Source organism: Oryzobacter terrae, from assembly GCF_042756445.1.
Taxonomy (GTDB): Bacteria; Actinomycetota; Actinomycetes; order Actinomycetales; family Dermatophilaceae; genus Oryzobacter; species Oryzobacter terrae.
This window is the reverse complement of the sequence record NZ_CP170578.1, coordinates 3,683,666-3,697,511: the sequence shown is the minus strand read 5'-3', so window position 1 is coordinate 3,697,511 and position 13,846 is coordinate 3,683,666. Positions and strand designations below refer to the sequence as shown.

The 13,846-nt window shown below is 72.3% G+C and carries 15 protein-coding genes; 7 read left to right on the top strand and 8 right to left on the bottom strand.

Features of this window, described 5'->3' with window-relative positions; all coding sequences use genetic code 11:
* Positions 1–10: 10 nt before the first annotated feature.
* From ACFWN3_RS17650 to ACFWN3_RS17640, 3 genes are all read right to left on the bottom strand, one after another.
* Positions 11–715 (bottom strand): SprT-like domain-containing protein, encoded by a 705-nt coding sequence (locus tag ACFWN3_RS17650; protein WP_377641862.1) that lies wholly within the window; start codon positions 713–715, stop codon positions 11–13.
* A 144-nt stretch (positions 716–859) separates the two neighbouring features.
* On the bottom strand, positions 860–1,705 hold the full coding sequence (locus ACFWN3_RS17645) for a hypothetical protein (protein ID WP_377641861.1): 846 nt from the start codon (positions 1,703–1,705) through the stop codon (positions 860–862).
* 20 nt (positions 1,706–1,725) lie between these two features.
* Positions 1,726–2,067 (bottom strand): hypothetical protein, encoded by a 342-nt coding sequence (locus ACFWN3_RS17640; RefSeq protein WP_377645644.1) that lies wholly within the window; start codon positions 2,065–2,067, stop codon positions 1,726–1,728.
* A gap of 19 nt (positions 2,068–2,086) precedes the next feature.
* Between ACFWN3_RS17640 and ACFWN3_RS17635 the strand changes: the two genes are divergently transcribed.
* The gene (locus tag ACFWN3_RS17635; RefSeq protein ID WP_377645666.1) at positions 2,087–2,242 is read left to right on the top strand and encodes a hypothetical protein; all 156 of its coding nucleotides are present in this window, start codon (positions 2,087–2,089) and stop codon (positions 2,240–2,242) included.
* Positions 2,243–2,440: 198 nt separating this feature from the next.
* Here ACFWN3_RS17635 and ACFWN3_RS17630 read toward each other — a convergent pair whose 3' ends face one another.
* Complete coding sequence (locus tag ACFWN3_RS17630; protein ID WP_377645643.1) at positions 2,441–2,812, bottom strand: winged helix-turn-helix transcriptional regulator; 372 nt, start codon at positions 2,810–2,812, stop codon at positions 2,441–2,443.
* A gap of 168 nt (positions 2,813–2,980) precedes the next feature.
* Between ACFWN3_RS17630 and ACFWN3_RS17625 the strand changes: the two genes are divergently transcribed.
* Positions 2,981–3,853: an SDR family oxidoreductase gene (locus ACFWN3_RS17625; protein ID WP_377641859.1), complete on the top strand. Its 873-nt coding sequence runs from the start codon at positions 2,981–2,983 to the stop codon at positions 3,851–3,853.
* Between the two features lie 16 nt (positions 3,854–3,869).
* Positions 3,870–4,715: an SDR family oxidoreductase gene (locus ACFWN3_RS17620; RefSeq protein WP_377641857.1), complete on the top strand. Its 846-nt coding sequence runs from the start codon at positions 3,870–3,872 to the stop codon at positions 4,713–4,715.
* 258 nt (positions 4,716–4,973) lie between these two features.
* On the opposite strand, the gene ACFWN3_RS17615 is transcribed toward ACFWN3_RS17620, so the two are convergent.
* Positions 4,974–6,266, bottom strand: coding sequence for a DUF222 domain-containing protein (locus tag ACFWN3_RS17615; protein ID WP_377641856.1), 1,293 nt, complete (start codon positions 6,264–6,266; stop codon positions 4,974–4,976).
* A 275-nt stretch (positions 6,267–6,541) separates the two neighbouring features.
* Between ACFWN3_RS17615 and ACFWN3_RS17610 the strand changes: the two genes are divergently transcribed.
* The 3 genes from ACFWN3_RS17610 (at position 6,542) to ACFWN3_RS17600 (ending at position 9,819) form a co-directional block, all read left to right on the top strand.
* The gene (locus tag ACFWN3_RS17610) at positions 6,542–8,053 is read left to right on the top strand and encodes a cation:proton antiporter (protein ID WP_377641854.1); all 1,512 of its coding nucleotides are present in this window, start codon (positions 6,542–6,544) and stop codon (positions 8,051–8,053) included.
* Positions 8,054–8,179: 126 nt separating this feature from the next.
* Positions 8,180–9,175, top strand: coding sequence for a sensor histidine kinase (locus tag ACFWN3_RS17605; protein WP_377641852.1), 996 nt, complete (start codon positions 8,180–8,182; stop codon positions 9,173–9,175).
* Positions 9,172–9,819, top strand: coding sequence for a response regulator (locus tag ACFWN3_RS17600; protein ID WP_377641850.1), 648 nt, complete (start codon positions 9,172–9,174; stop codon positions 9,817–9,819). Before ACFWN3_RS17605 ends, ACFWN3_RS17600 begins: the two co-directional genes overlap by 4 nt.
* A 41-nt stretch (positions 9,820–9,860) precedes the next feature.
* Here ACFWN3_RS17600 and ACFWN3_RS17595 read toward each other — a convergent pair whose 3' ends face one another.
* Complete coding sequence (locus ACFWN3_RS17595) at positions 9,861–10,709, bottom strand: hypothetical protein (protein ID WP_377641848.1); 849 nt, start codon at positions 10,707–10,709, stop codon at positions 9,861–9,863.
* Positions 10,710–11,046: 337 nt separating this feature from the next.
* Between ACFWN3_RS17595 and ACFWN3_RS17590 the strand changes: the two genes are divergently transcribed.
* Positions 11,047–11,895: an MJ0042-type zinc finger domain-containing protein gene (locus ACFWN3_RS17590; protein WP_377641847.1), complete on the top strand. Its 849-nt coding sequence runs from the start codon at positions 11,047–11,049 to the stop codon at positions 11,893–11,895.
* Between the two features lie 51 nt (positions 11,896–11,946).
* Here ACFWN3_RS17590 and ACFWN3_RS17585 read toward each other — a convergent pair whose 3' ends face one another.
* The gene (locus tag ACFWN3_RS17585; RefSeq protein WP_377641845.1) at positions 11,947–12,798 is read right to left on the bottom strand and encodes an ABC transporter permease; all 852 of its coding nucleotides are present in this window, start codon (positions 12,796–12,798) and stop codon (positions 11,947–11,949) included.
* Complete coding sequence (locus ACFWN3_RS17580) at positions 12,795–13,712, bottom strand: ABC transporter ATP-binding protein (RefSeq protein ID WP_377641843.1); 918 nt, start codon at positions 13,710–13,712, stop codon at positions 12,795–12,797. Before ACFWN3_RS17580 ends, ACFWN3_RS17585 begins: the two co-directional genes overlap by 4 nt.
* Between the last annotated feature and the right edge of the window lie 134 nt (positions 13,713–13,846).

Here is a 13,846-nt window from a genome sequence, read left to right as displayed (position 1 = left end):
GCCGGCAGGCTCAGCCGAAGGTTCCGGAGCGCACGGACGGCTCCTCGACCGGCCGCACGGACTCGACCGGCAGGCTGACGAGGTCGTCGCCGACCCGGACCTGGCACCGGACGGTCCCGACGAGCTCGACCTCGCCGACCAGCCCCTGCCACGGCCCGGCCGCGGTCACCTCGACGAGGTCGGCGACGTCGATGACCGGCCGCTCGACGGTCGTGCGCTCCACCAGCCGCAGCGCCGCGAGCTGCGCCGCGTACTGCGGTGGCAGGGTCGCCGGGCGGCCGCGGTAGGTCCAGCTGAACAGGTTGGCCGGGTCGAACCGGCGAGCGCACTCCCCGCACGACATGAGGCGCGTGGGTGCCCGATGACGGCTCTTCTCGTGGCCCGCGGGGCACCGGCCGACCCAGTCGCCGGGGACGCGGGGCGAGTCCTCGGAGACGCACCGCTCCCCCGAGCAGCCGATCTGCCTGGCCTTGGCGCGCCAGACGGCGTCGTGGCCGTGCTCGGGGCCGACGAGCGCATGGGCGATCTCGTGGAGGATCGTGTCGAGGACCTCGGACTCGTCGTGCAGGGCCGTGATCGGCGCACTCAGGCCGATCTGGCGACGTGAGAAGCGGCAGACGCCGGCGCGGGTCTTGGCCCGGTCGGCGACGATCGTCCAGTCGTCGAGGCCGTGCTCGCGCAGCAAGCGACGCCCGGTGGCCAGTGCTCGGTTCATCTCCACGGTGGCCCCCTCTCGACGCCGCTCGGTCGTTCTCGCTCCCGGGCCTCGTGTGGTCCCGAGCTCTGTCTCGAATGTAGGTGCGAGCACCGACAGTCCCCTGTTCCGACGGCTTCGCTCGATCGCGTGTCGCGCTGCCGCTCAGGAGGTGTAGAGCCGCGCCTTCGCCTCGCGCACCGTCAGCGTGACCGGAGTCCCCCTCAGGTCTACCTGACCCGGGATGTCGATCCAGCCGCTGCCACCCACCCGGAACTGTCCCGTGTAGACGATGTCGGCCCGCACCTGGTGCGTCCCCGGACGGGTGTAGGTCACCCGCACGTCTCCCGTCGGGTGCGGCCCCCCGAGCGACCTCGTCGGGCCCACCGACTTCTCGCCGAGGTGGTACGTCACCGACCTGAGGACCGGCCGCACCTCCACCCGGTACCCGAGCAGCCGAGCGGGATCCGGCGTGTCCACCTCGTCCGGCCCGAAGCCCTCGTCCGGGAACCGCACCTCGAAGAAGGTCGGCAGGTTGACGAGCGTGACGTCACCCTCCGGCTGGATGTTCACCGTCGGCACCGCGAACTCGGTCTCGTTGAAGACCTGTTGCACCAGAGCCAGGGTGAGAGCCGCCCTTCCGCCCGGCAGCCGATCCGGCAGGCACGTGACACCCAGTGGGGTCCAGTCAGACTGAGGCGCTCCCGCTCGATTCACCTCGCGGCGGTACGCACGCATCGCTGGGCCCGCCCCGATCTGGGGGTTCGTGGTCGAGCAGGGGATGAACGACGCCCCGCAGAGATCATCGCCGTTGGGCGTTCCGGGCTGCCCACCGCAGATCGACACCAGCGAGTACTCGAACCACGGGCCATCTACCTCGTTTCGAACCTTCTCGCGAGTGAGCCGCTCGATGTCCCGCAGGTAGAGATCGACGCGGACGTTGCTATCGCCGGTCCCTGAACCCCAACGACCGGGTTCTTCCGCGGCAAGGGCGTGCGCTGGCGACATCACCGCCGCGACGAGGGCCGCTGCTACTCCGAGATGCCATCGACCAACCATCGATCCCCCTGCCAGACAACGGCGATTGCTCTGGTGAGTTGGCGGCTCTTGTAGCTATTCACCGTGGCACCGCTTTCATCGACGATCTTTGCCGCGGGTTCCGTCAATGTCAGATCGAAGACCCATTTGTCGCCCTCGCCCGAGAATCGCTGGATGCCATCCACACGGATGGGGACAGACTCGTACCGTTGTCCATCGCTTAAGAGTTGCTCGGCTGTCTTCTGGAGGTTCGCGCAGGTTCTGCAGGAGGCAGTCCCGTGGCCATCAAGCAAGCGGGGATCCGGAACTGTCCATGCGCGCGCGGACTGCTCGATGTAGAAACGGGCGAAGGCCTTGGCGCCTTCCTCGGTCTTCTCCCTCGCCGCCGCGGGGATGCTGCTGGTGGCCGACGGCGACTGGGACGGCGATGTCGTGGGCGACGGGCTCGGCGAGGCACCCGTCGTCGTGGAGCTCGGTGACGGCGTGGCCGGCGGGTCGTCCTCGGACTGACAGCCGGCGAGCACGACGAGTGCCGCCGCCCCCAGCGCGGCGAGGCCCGTCCTCGATCGTCGCGTCATCGCGTCCCTTCCCAGGCCGCCCCTCGTCGGCCTCGCAGGACAAACGCTAGCCAAACCCGGGCAGGTCGCCACTCGAGTTGTCCACAGGCCCGCATCGACCCCTGCAGAAGACCGGCGGGACCGCCCCGACCTACCGGGAGTCGCCGACAATCTCGTCGGCGTGCTCGACGACCCAGCCGAACAGCGGGAGCAGATGCGTGACGAGCTCGACACCCCGCTCGGTCAGGCTGTAGTCGACGCGGGGCGGGATGACGGGCTGGGCATCCCGGTGGACGATGCCGTCGGCCTCGAGGGTGCGCAGGGTCTGCGCGAGCATCTTCTCGCTGATGCCCTCGGCTCGACGCCGCAGCTCGCTCCACCGCTGAGGACCGTCGGCGAGGGCGATGAGCACGAGCACGCCCCACTTGCTCGTGACGTGGTCGAGGACGACACGGCTCGGGCACGCGGCTGCGAACACCGCACCGGGCGCCCGCCCTCGGACAGCGCCCAGGGCGGACTCCATGATGCTCGACCCGCTGACCTCGTTCCTTACCTGCACGTGCGTACCTTACTCGAAAGTGCGTACCCGACTTCGGGAAGGGTCCCCGAGCGGGCGCGGTTGCGGACGTCACGAAGCACCCCAGCGACCGCGCCCGACCAGGTTCGGTCCCACCCGAAGGGATCCACCACCATGACGATCGTCGTCACCGGAGCCACCGGCCAGTTCGGCCGCCTCGCCGTCGAGGCCCTCCTGCGCCGCGGCGCCGACCCGCAGGACGTCCTCGCCACCGGCCGCGACGACGCGAAGCTCGCCTCCATCGCGGAGCTCGGGGTCAGGACGGCCGTCGCCGACTACGACGACCCGGCCTCGCTGCGCGCCGTCGTCGAGGGCGCCGACAAGGTCCTGCTCGTCTCGGGCAGCGAGGTCGGCCGTCGAGTCGCGCAGCACGGCAACGTCATCCAGGCCGCCCAGGACGCCGCTGTCTCCCTCGTCGCCTACACGTCCATCCCCAAGGCCCAGACCAACACGATGGTGCTGGCGGGCGAGCACCGCGCCACCGAGGAGCTCATCGCCGCCTCCGGCATCCCCTTCACCTTCCTGCGCAACAGCTGGTACCTGGAGAACTACCTGCCGCAGGTGCCGACCTACCTGGAGCACGGCGTCGTCGGCGCTGCTGGTGACGGGCGGATCAGCGGCGCGACTCGGGCCGACCTCGCCGACGCCGCCGCGGCCGCCCTCCTCGCCGACGACTCGGCCGGTCGCGTCTTCGAGCTCGGAGGCGAGTCGTTCTCCCTGGCCGACCTCGCCGACGCCGTCGCCAAGGCCTCGGGTCGCGACGTCGCCCACACCGAGGTGTCCGGCGAGCAGCTGACCGAGATCCTCGTCGGTGCCGGGCTCCCCCGCGGCTACGCCGAGGTCCTCGCCGACGCGGATGCCGGCATCGCCCGCGGCGAGCTCGAGGTGACGACGGGCGACCTCGAGCGCCTCATCGGCCGCCGCCCCACGACGTACCGCGAGGCCGTGGCCGACGCCGTCCGGGCGCTGGCGCCCTCCGCCTCCTGACGGCGAGGATGACGCCATGACCACCACGCCCCGCCTCGCCGTGACCGGCTCGACCGGAGGCCTCGGTGGGCTCGTGGCACGCGACCTCGCCGACCGCGGCGTCGCCCAGCGCCTCGTCGTGCGCTCGCGGGACCGGGCGCCCGCGTTGCCCGGGACCGACGTGGTCGAGGCGACCTACGGCGACGCCGAGGCCATGCGCCGCGCCCTCGAGGGTGTCGACACCCTCCTTCTCGTGTCGGCGTCGGAGTCGGCGGACCGGATGAGGGAGCACCGCACCGCCGTCTCCGCCGCCGCCGAGGCCGGGGTCGGGCACGTCGTCTACACCTCCTTCCTCGGGGCCGCGCCCGACTGCACCTTCACCCTGGGCCGCGACCACTTCGCCACGGAGCAGCTCGTGCGTGAGTCTGGCCTCGGGTTCACGTTCCTGCGCGACAGCCTCTACCTCGACTTCATGTCGTTCCTCGCCGGTGAGGACGGGGTGATCCGCGGGCCCGCCGGTGATGGTCGGGTCGCTGGGGTCGCCCGCGCGGACATCGCGCGGGTCGCCGTGGCGGCGCTCCTCGACCCCGGAGCGCACCGCGACGCGACCTATGACCTCACCGGACCCGAGGCGCTGACCCTCCACGAGGTCGCCGCGCTGCTGACCGAGGCGACCGGGCGCGACGTCACGTTCCACGACGAGACGGAGGACGAGGCGTACGCGTCCCGGGCGTCATATGGCGCACCCCGGTGGCAGCTCGACGCGTGGGTCTCGACGTACACCGCGATCCGCGACGGCGAGCTCGACCGGGTGACCGATGACGTCCGTCGCGTCACCGGTCGCGACCCGCTCTCCCTGCGAGACGTGCTGTCCCACCGCTGATCCCGCCACGTCGTGCCGACCCGGGAAGGCCCAGCGTCGACCTGAAGGCGACCGCACGCGACACGCCCGTGTCGAGGACACCCCACCCGCCCTCGCCTCCCCTGGCGCGTCCTGCGGTCTTTACCCGGGCCACGCGCTCAACCCGCACCGCAGCCACTCGCGCCCGACCCACACCCCGCCGTCAACCGGGTCCAGCTGACCCCACCACAGCTGAGCACGCCGGACGCCCCGCCCTGCCGGGCGGGGTGCGGGGCGGGGTCACGCTGGTTCGCGCGCTGCTCGGATCGCGAGCAGCTCGTCGTAGGAACCCTGGCGCAGGTCCCACTCCACCCGACTTCCCAGGGCGTCGCGCACCACTTGCCCCGCGTATCGGCGTGAGTGGACGACGGTGTGGTGCCGTTCGCACAGAAGCCCCGCGTTCTCCAGATCGGTCGAGCCACCGTCGACCCAGTGCCGGAGGTGGTGCGCGTCGCACCACTGTCCGGGGACGTCGCACCCCGGGTAGGTGCAGTGCCGGTCCCGCAGCCACAGCCGCCGGACCTGCCCGGCGGTGAACAGCCGCTTCATCCGGCCGAGGTCGACCACCTCGCCGCCCTCCCCCAGCACCGCCGGGAGGACCGCGGCGTCGCAGGCGAGGCGACGCACCGTCTCAGGCGCCAGCAACACCCCCGCCTCCGACCCGCCCACCGTCTCACCGGCGCCCGTCAGCCCGGATCGGAGGACGTCGAGGTCGACGGTCACGACGACGGTGGCCTTCTGGCTGGAGGGGGCGTCGACCCCGGCACCGACGGCCCGCCGGACCAGCGTCACCAGTGCCTCGCCCCGGCGCCGGTCGCTCGTGCGCAGGTCTCGTTCCCCGTCGAGCGGCTTCGGCGCGGACAGCGGGCCCAGCGCTGCCTCCAGCACGGCCCGCCCCTCGACGTCGAGCGTCATCCGGTACTCCGCGAGGCCCAGCTCGTCGACCCGCGGCTGGGACAACGACACGAACCTCTTCCCGCGGTCCTGCTCCGCCTGCAGCTGGCCGTCGAGGCCGTGCTCCGCCAGAAGTCGAGGACGCACCATCCGGCATCCCCGTGGCCCATGGGCCACGGCCATCGCGACCAGGCCGTCGACGACGGCGGCCTCGGCCCCGTCCGCCAACATCGGCCTCAGCCGGTCGGCCTCGGCGACGACGACCGCCGCCGACCTCACCGGCAGGGTCCCCGACATCACGGCGTTCTTGACGACCGCGTTGCCCGACACCGCGAAGGCCTCGGCGAGCGCCACCACCTGACCCGCTCCGCCGGAGACCATCGACGGCGCGTGCCGGCGAACCCACGCCACCGGCGTCAACGCCAGCGCCCCCGACCCGGTCTCCCCGCGCGCCATCGCCTCGGACGCCACCACGACCCGGGCCGCCTCGCCGGCGACGACCAAGCGGTCGACCTCGGTCATCACCGCCTCGAGCTCGTCGGTCCCGCCACGCCACAGGTCCTCGCCCAGACCCGCCAGCGCGTGACACGCGGCCGCGATCACGCCGCGTCGCGCGTCGAGCCCCGTTTCCCCCGCCATGTCCTAATCGTACAGGTGTCCACCGACACACCTCCCGCGTCATCCACAGCCCGACGCCCAGAACCTCGCCCCACAGATGGGGCCGGCACCCCATGTCGCCGGCGACCCCGGGCACCTCAGGCTGGAGCCCGCCACCCTGCAGCCCGCCGCAACCCCCGACCAACCCGCACCCGACCACCCCCGCGCCCGTCCACCCCCGCGCCCGACCATCCACCACGCCCCGCCCATCCACCACGCCCGACCATCCACCACGCCTCGTCCGAGGAGCCCGACCCGTGCCCCACGCCGCCGACACCCTCATGGCGCTCGGCGGCGCCTTCGTCGTGTGCGCCCTCGTCGCCCGGGCCGGCGGACGGCTCGGCCTGCCCACCGTCCCCCTCTTCATGCTCGCCGGCGTCGTCTTCGGCCCGAGCACCCCCGGCATCGACCTCGTCAGCGACCCCGAGGATCTCGAGCTCGTCGCCCGGCTCGGCCTCGTCTTCCTCCTGTTCTACCTCGGTCTCGAGTTCACCCTCGACCAGCTCGCGTCCGGCGGGGCGAAGCTGGTCCGGGCCGCCACCGTCTACCTCGTCCTCAACGTGGGCGGCGGTGTCGCGTACGGGTTCTGGGTCGGCTGGGGCGCCCCCGAGGCCTCCGTCATCGCCGGCGTCGTCGGCATCAGCTCGACGGCCATCGTCACCAAGGTCCTCGTCGAGACCCGGCGCCTCGGCAACCGCGAGACCCGCACCATCCTCGGCATCGCCGTCATCGAGGACATCTTCCTCGCGTTCTACCTCGCTCTCCTGCAACCGATCCTGGGTGGAGCCGACAACGTCGCCGAGGCCGTCCAGGGCATCGCCACCGCGTTCGCCTTCCTCGTCACCCTCGGCGCGATCGCGCGGTACGGGGCACAACAGGTCGGCAGGCTCGTCAGCACCCACGACGAGGAGATCGTCGTCGTCCTGTTCGTCGGGCTCGCGGTCACGACCGCCGGTGTCGCCGAAGCCCTGGGCGTGTCCGACGCGATCGGCGCCTTCATGGTCGGCCTCATCCTCGGCGCCACCGCGAAGGCCGGGCGGCTCCGCACCCTCACGCACCCGTTGCGTGACGCGTTCGGCGCCATCTTCTTCTTCCACTTCGGCCTGACGATCGACCCCGGACAGGTCGTCGGCGTCCTCCCCCAGATCGCCGTGGCCGTCGTGATGACGATCGTGCTCGCCACCGCAGCCGGGGTGATCGCCGGGCGGATGTACCGCTTCACCCGGGTCGAGGCCGGCAACATCGGCTTCACCGTGCTGACCCGAGGCGAGTTCTCGGTCATTCTCGCATCGCTCGCGGTCGCAGCCGGTCTCGACCAGCGGATCAGCTCTCTCGCAGCGGGATACGTGCTCGTCCTTGCCATCGTCGGTCCCGTCGCCGCGGCACACTCGGACGTCGTCTCCCGCCTCATCCCGAACCGGCTCCTCAGACCAGGCGAGACGACGTGGGGGGAGACCCCGCTCGACCTCGAGGCCGGCGTCGGCTCCCTCCACCACCTGGGCAGCGAGCTCCTCCAGGTGACGGTGACCCCGGGCTCACGGCTCCACGGCGTCCACGTGTGGGAGCTGCGGCTGCCCGTGGGCGTCACCCTCGGCCTCCTCGCGCGCGACGGCTCGACCCGCTCGCTCGAGGACGACACGGTGCTGCGCGTCGGCGACGTCCTGCTCGTCTTCACCCGTCCCGAGCTTCGGCTCACCGCCGAGCGCCGCATCCTCGCGGTCCACCGCGCCGGACGGCTCGCCCACTGGCGGGGCGAGACCGGTGACTGACCGTCCCCCGCCGGTCCCGGAACCCCCCACCCGCACGGCGGCCACGGCCACGGCGGCCACGGCCACGGCGGCCACGGCGGCCATGGCCCCGTGAGCCACCCACCCTCCTCTGCCACCCTTGGGGGCATGCGTGGCGACGTCTCCCTCCCCCTCTTCTGGCGGGTCTGCCTCATCAACGGGGTGGTGTTCGCCCTCGGCACGACCGCCCTCGCCCTCTCCCCCGCGACCGTGTCCGCCCGACCTGTCGTCTCCGAGCTGGCCGTCCTCACCGTGGGACTCGGCGTCATCGTCGTCGTCAACGCGCTCCTGCTCCGCTCGGTCCTGCTCCCCCTCGACCGCCTCGCCGCCGCCATGGACACCGTCGACCTCCGTGAGCCCGGGACCCGGCTCGATGAAGCGCGGTCAGGGCCGGCTCGACGCCTGGTCACCGGCTTCAACGCCATGCTCGACCGCCTCGAGGCCGAGCGGTCGGCGAGCACCTCGCGGGCCCTGCACGCGCAGGAGGCCGAGCGGCAGCGGATCGCGCAGGAGCTCCACGACGAGGTCGGCCAGAGCCTGACCGCCGTCCTCCTCGACCTCAGGCACGCCATCGACCTCGTCCCCGATGACGTCGCACCCGTCCTCGAGGGAGCGCGCCGCACGACCCGGGCGAGCCTCGAGGAGGTCCGCCGCATCTCGCAGGCACTGCGGCCGGGGGTACTCGCCGACCTCGGGCTGCTCAACTCACTGTCGAGCCTGGCCTCCGACTTCACCTCTCGCACAGGGCTGCCCGTGACGCGCGGCTTCGCGCCGGGCCTGCCCCCGCTCTCCCCCGAGGCCGAGCTCGTCGTCTACCGGGTGACCCAGGAGGCGCTGACCAACGTGGCCAGGCACGCGCACGCCTCGTCGGTGGCGGTCGGCCTGACGCGACGCGGCGACCTCGTCGAGCTCGTCGTCCGCGACGACGGCGTCGGCGGCGTCGGCGGCGTCTGGACACCCGGCTCGGCAGTCGCTGGGGGCGCCGGCATCCAGGGGATGAGGGAGCGCGCCCAGATGGTCGGCGGCGAGCTCGCCGTCAGGGCCGGCGCCGACGGGGGCGGGACCGCCGTGCGCCTCCTGGTTCCCCACGGAGGCGACGCGTGACCGTCCGGATCCTCCTCGCCGACGACCACGCCCTCGTCCGTGCCGGGCTGCGCCGCATCCTCGAGGGAGAGGACGGTCTCGAGGTCGTCGCCGAGGCGTCCGACGGGGTCGAGGCGGTGGAGGTCGCGCGCCGGGTGCCGTTCGACGTCGCCGTCCTCGACGTGTCGATGCCCCGGATGACGGGCCTCCGGGCCGCACGCGAGATCACCCGGCGGGTGCCCGACGCGAAGGTCCTCATGCTCTCGATGCACGAGAACGAGCAGTACTTCTTCTCGGCGTTGCAGGCCGGGGCGTCGGGTTACGTGCTGAAGTCGGCGGCCGACGAGGACCTCGTCGAAGCGTGCCGCGCCGCCATGCGGGGCGAACCGTTCCTCTACGCCGGGGTCGCGAGCACCCTGGTGCGCGACTTCCTCGAGCGGATGCGGCGCGGCGAGCGGATGCCGCGCTCCGTCCTCACCTCGCGCGAGGAGGAGGTGGTCAAGCTCATCGCCGAGGGCCACTCGTCCAAGGAGATCGCCACGGCCCTCGTCATCGCGCTGAAGACCGTCGAGCGGCACCGGGCCAACGTCCTGGCCAAGCTCGGGATGCGTGATCGCACGGAGCTGACCCGCTACGCCATCCGCGCCGGCCTCATCGAGCCCTGACGGGCCGAGGACGTGCGCTGGTCGGGCGGCCGCCCACTGGTCTACTTGGCGAGGGTCCACCTGCCCATCCCCTGAGTGCTGAAGAACCTGTCGGTCTTCTTGATCTCGACGGTGGTCCTCCCGGTGGCGTTGTCGTTGGCGATGATGTCCCCGTACTCGCCCGAGGCGCTCTTCAGCCGCTTCCAGAAGCCACCCCCGGAGGACGTGTAGGTCCCGGGCCGGATGTCGACGCCGACCATGTAGGTGCCGTCGCCGTCGAACGTCGTCGCCTGCGGACCCGTCGCCGTCGGGTCGACGAGCGCCCAGTCGCCCATGCCCTGGGTGGCGAAGTAGCCGTCGGTCCTCATCACCTGCACGTACTCCACCCAGCCGCGCACGTCGCCGTTGGCGATGATCGACTCGACGGCACCGGAGGCGTCCTTGAGCCGCGCCCAGGTCCCGGACCCCTGGGAACGGTAGAGGCCGGGCTTCATGTCGGAGCCGACGTCGTACGTGCCGTCGCCGGCGAGCGTGGCGGTCCTCGGCCCGGGCTCCGCTGCCGGTGTCGGTGCCGGGGTCGCGGACGGCGAGGCGGCCGCGGTGACCCCGGTGACCGCGGACACGCTGGGTGACGGCGTCCCCGACGGCGAACCGGAGGGCGCCGGCGTCGTCGCCGTCGCCGTCGCCGTCGAGGGCGTCGACCCCGGCGACCTCGTGGCCGCCGACGGAGTGAGGGGCGGGGCCGGACGGTCGACGAGAACCAAGCCCACGACGGCCAGCGCCGCCACACCCGCAGGCACCAGGAACCGCCTGCTCGTGAACCACGGCTGCGTGGCCGGGCCGGGGGCGCCGTGCCGGGCACGATGGCGACCGGCGGCCTCCGAGGCCGGGCCGGGGGGCGTGACGGTCATGGACGACTCCTCGCGACTGGGAGCGGTGCGCAGGGGTGACCACGTGGGTGCACGGACCTGCTCGATCGAACGTTACTGGCGGCGGCGGCCCGTCCGACCCCGCACCGCCGACGCCTGCGCCGCCGACGCCCGCCCGCGCCGTCGCGCCCGGGCCAGCCCGCCACCCCGACCCGCCCCTCCAGGCCCCTCCACGCGCCCCCTCGCGCCGTGCTCAGACCCCCATGAGGCGGCGGGGCGACATCGGGCCGAGTGGTAGTTTGGGGGTCTCACCCCGCGCTTCTGGCCGCCCCGGGAAACCGAGCCGTCTCGACGTCACCACCCCTGAAGGGAACGCGACATGGCTCTCATCTCGTGCTCAGCCTGCCACTCCGACAACGACATCACGCTCGACAGCGTGGCAGCGAACGGCGCCAAGGTGTTCCGCTGCGAGGACTGCGGGAACCGGTGGAGCCCGGTCGCCCTGACGGCCCTTCCCGCGTTCACGCGCACGCCGCTGCAGATGGCCCGTGGCCGCTTCGCCAACATCTCGATGGTCTCCCCCGCCCTGATGACCCGCGTCAAGCGCCTCAAGACCTCGTACCTCAAGGCCCACCCCGTGGCCGAGGACGTCCAGGTCGCCTCGTGGGGGCGCTACCGCGAGATGCTGACGCCCGAGGGCCTGGCCGTCGCCGCCCCGCAGGACCTGCGCGAGCTGGCCACCACCGGGACGGGCACCCGCGCCGGCAGCATGTCGGTCTTCAGCCGCACCTGGAAGCAGCTCGGTGACGAGGAGGCGGCCGACCGGACCCGCATCTCCCTCGCCTACCTGCTCCACGGGCCCGCCGAGCAGCCGCTCGAGGACCGCCTCACCGGGCTCATCGAGGGCGTCGACGTCGGCGGGATGCCCGGCCTCAAGGAGTCCTTCCTCACCAAGGTGCTGCACATCTCCGAGCCCGAGCGCTTCCTGCCGATCCTCACCTACGGCGACGAGGTCACGGGCAAGCGCGACGTCACGCTGGCCGTCTACGGCCTGCACCTGCCGAAGGCCGAGCCGACGGCGATGCAGATCGGCCGCCTGGCCGTGTGGTCCAACGACCTGCTCCTCGAGCTCCTCGGCGAGGGCTTCACCGACGCGCAGCACGCGTCGGAGTTCCTCGACTGGGCCAAGGACCGCGTCGGCGAGACCGCCCTCTCCGCCGTCCGCTGACCCGACGGTCCGCCGAGACCCACGGCGGACCACACCCCGACAGGCGGCCCTTCAGCGCACCCACTGGAGGCTGGCGTCGCGCGCCGCCTCGACCTGCGACCCCGCCTGACGGCGCGACATCCTCCGCAGCACCATGGGTGTGAGCAGGGTGCCCACGACCGCCCAGATCCCCAGCACGAGAACCGTTTCCGTCGTCCGCCACGACCCGCCGACCTCCAGGGCCGCAGCATCGTCGGGCAGGAACGCCGACCTCATCCCGAGCGCGATCCAGTACATCGGGAAGACCTGGGCCACGACCTGGACCCAGCCCCACAGCATCTGGATCGGGTAGAAGATCCCCGAGATGCCGGCGAGCACCATGACCGGCAGCATCCCCCACGTCCCCACCTTCTGCGTGCTCGGCACGAGGCTGCCGATCACCATCCCGATGGGCATCGTCGCGAGCAGCCCCAGCACGAGCACCCACACGACCGTGAGCCAGCCCGACGCCTCCGCCATCAGGTCGTCGAAGAGCAGGAAGCTCGGCACGAGGATGACGACCATCTGCGGCAGCAGCGACAGCGACTGGAACAGCAGCTGCCCCGTGAAGTACCCGCGCAGCCCGTGCGGCACGGCCTTGTGCCGCAGGAGGGTGCCGTCCTCCTTCTCCATCGCGAGCGCGTACGCGGGCCCGATGACGACCCCGAACGCGATGAGCGCCCCGAGGATGCTCGGGAGCGCGACCGAGGGCAGCAACAGGTCGGTGCCCTCGACCTCGCTGTCGCGCCGCAGGAACAGGTACCCGACCGTCGCCGTGGCCGTGAACAGGTAGAAGCCCTGGTCCTGGGTGCTGCGGATGCTCTGCGAGAACTCGGTCCAGCCGCGCCGGAGACCGAGCCTGATGGCGTGGCGCACGGGCGTCATCGGGCCACCTCCGCGAAGAGCCTGGCCGCGGCCTCGCCGTGTCCAGCCTCGTGCTGCTGGACGAGGGAGAGGTAGGCGTCCTCGAGGCTGGCGCGGCGGACCTCGAGGTCGCGGACCGCGTCGCCGTGCTCGTCGAGGAGGGCGCGCACGAACGCGGTCGCGTCGGGAACGGAATCGTGATGGCGCTCCCCGCCGACCGACCAGCGCACCCGCGACTCGCCCTGGAGCCGCTGGGCCAGCCCGTCGACGGTGTCGTCGGCGACGATCCGCCCGGCGGCGAGCACCAGCACCCGGTCGGCGAGCTTCTCGGCCTCGTCGAGGTCGTGGGTGGTGAGCAGGATCGTCGTCCCCTCGCTGACCGCGAGGTTGCGCACGAGCTCGTGGAACTCGCGCCGCGCCTGGGGGTCGAAGCCGGCGGTGGGCTCGTCGAGGAAGAGCAGCTCGGGACGCCCGACGATGCCGACCGCGACGTCGAGCCGGCGGCGCTGTCCCCCCGACAGGGTCGCGATCTTGCGGTCGGCGAGCTCGGTGAGGCCGACCGTCTCGAGGAGCAGGTCGATGTCGTGGGGCCGCCGTCGCTCCGGCGTCGAGTAGGGCTCGAAGTAGCCGCCGAGCTGGGTCAGTAACCGGCGCGGGGTCCACCGCGGGTGGTCGCGCCACGACTGCAGGACCACCCCCGTGCGCGCCCTCCAGTCCTCGTCGGCCTCCGCGGGGTCCTGGCCGAGGACGGACACCTCGCCTGCCGAGCGGATCCGGAACCCCTCGAGGATCTCGATGGTCGTCGTCTTGCCCGCGCCGTTGGGCGCCAGGAGGCAGACGACCTCGCCACCCGGGATGTCGAAGTCGACCCCGGTGAGCACGTCGTGGTCCCCGTAGCGCATCCGCAGGTCGCGCACCGTCACCACCGGTTCCATCCTGTGACCTTCCTGTGCCCCGAGACGTGCAGCGTAGAGCGGCGTGCGGTCGCCACGCCAGCACCCCCGCCCGGCCGGTGTGACGCGCGGAACACCCGGACGTGTCATCCACTACGTTTCGTAGTAGTACGGTG

What these genes read in the sequence shown, in the direction of transcription:
- ACFWN3_RS17650 (WP_377641862.1), bottom strand. Translation starts at nt 715, where the DNA reads ATGAACCGAGCACTGGCCACCGGGCGTCGCTTGCTGCGCGAGCACGGC.
- ACFWN3_RS17630 (WP_377645643.1), bottom strand. Translation starts at nt 2,812, where the DNA reads ATGGAGTCCGCCCTGGGCGCTGTCCGAGGGCGGGCGCCCGGTGCGGTG.
- ACFWN3_RS17625 (WP_377641859.1), top strand. Translation starts at nt 2,981, where the DNA reads ATGACGATCGTCGTCACCGGAGCCACCGGCCAGTTCGGCCGCCTCGCC.
- ACFWN3_RS17620 (WP_377641857.1), top strand. Translation starts at nt 3,870, where the DNA reads ATGACCACCACGCCCCGCCTCGCCGTGACCGGCTCGACCGGAGGCCTC.
- ACFWN3_RS17615 (WP_377641856.1), bottom strand. Translation starts at nt 6,266, where the DNA reads ATGGCGGGGGAAACGGGGCTCGACGCGCGACGCGGCGTGATCGCGGCC.
- ACFWN3_RS17605 (WP_377641852.1), top strand. Translation starts at nt 8,180, where the DNA reads ATGCGTGGCGACGTCTCCCTCCCCCTCTTCTGGCGGGTCTGCCTCATC.
- ACFWN3_RS17595 (WP_377641848.1), bottom strand. Translation starts at nt 10,709, where the DNA reads ATGACCGTCACGCCCCCCGGCCCGGCCTCGGAGGCCGCCGGTCGCCAT.
- ACFWN3_RS17590 (WP_377641847.1), top strand. Translation starts at nt 11,047, where the DNA reads ATGGCTCTCATCTCGTGCTCAGCCTGCCACTCCGACAACGACATCACG.
- ACFWN3_RS17585 (WP_377641845.1), bottom strand. Translation starts at nt 12,798, where the DNA reads ATGACGCCCGTGCGCCACGCCATCAGGCTCGGTCTCCGGCGCGGCTGG.
- ACFWN3_RS17580 (WP_377641843.1), bottom strand. Translation starts at nt 13,712, where the DNA reads ATGGAACCGGTGGTGACGGTGCGCGACCTGCGGATGCGCTACGGGGAC.